1 protein-coding gene is annotated in these 625 nt (G+C 56.6%); it reads left to right on the forward strand.

Features of this window, described 5'->3' with window-relative positions; translation table 11 throughout:
- Window positions 1-130: 130 nt before the first annotated feature.
- The gene (locus tag HMPREF2975_RS05915) at window positions 131-397 is read left to right on the forward strand and encodes a hypothetical protein (RefSeq protein ID WP_070726491.1); all 267 of its coding nucleotides are present in this window, start codon (window positions 131-133) and stop codon (window positions 395-397) included.
- Window positions 398-625 lie beyond the last annotated feature (228 nt).

Genomic DNA, 625 nt, shown 5'->3' on the forward strand with positions numbered 1-625 from the left:
TCTATGCCATGGGTGTGCTTTTTTATGCCCTTTTCACATCGCCCATTTCATTCAATAAATTGCCACGTGTAAGTGAGTTTATTTTTATTTTGGTGCGCGTGGAATTACTTTTCGTCCCACAAGGAAAGACATGAATGAATTAGTGGATCGTGTTGCCCTTCTTCTTCGTCGTGGTGCCGCGTACTGGGGTTTGTCGGATCGGGACGTTGCGTCGGCGTGTGGCCTTGATGCCCACGTGGTGCGTGGGTACATGGCAGGCGCTACCCCGATTCCCCCAATGCACCTGGAACTGGTGGCACAGGCGTGCGGTACGAGCTTGCAAGATGTTCTCACCCAGGCGTATGCGGGTGTTGATCTGCCCTGCCCTACGTGGACTGCCGAGCTGGACGATGACTAGGCGACGCTCACGCCAGTCGCAGGCTGGTTACCATACATGCCTTGTCGCCCACGGGAACCTTGAGCACCTGGTACCACCTGGCACCCGCCCTTGGCTGACTTCCAGCACCGGAATATCGGCGACCAGAGCTTTGGATACCAGATCGGGGTTGAAGCTCGCTCCACTTTCGTGCCAGTCAACCCGAGCGTACAACCATGGCCGCAGGGACTTTCGCCCTGGCCTGCTGGG

The sequence above is a fragment of the Actinomyces sp. HMSC065F12 genome (assembly GCF_001814535.1).
Lineage (GTDB): Bacteria > Actinomycetota > Actinomycetes > Actinomycetales > Actinomycetaceae > Pauljensenia > Pauljensenia radingae_A.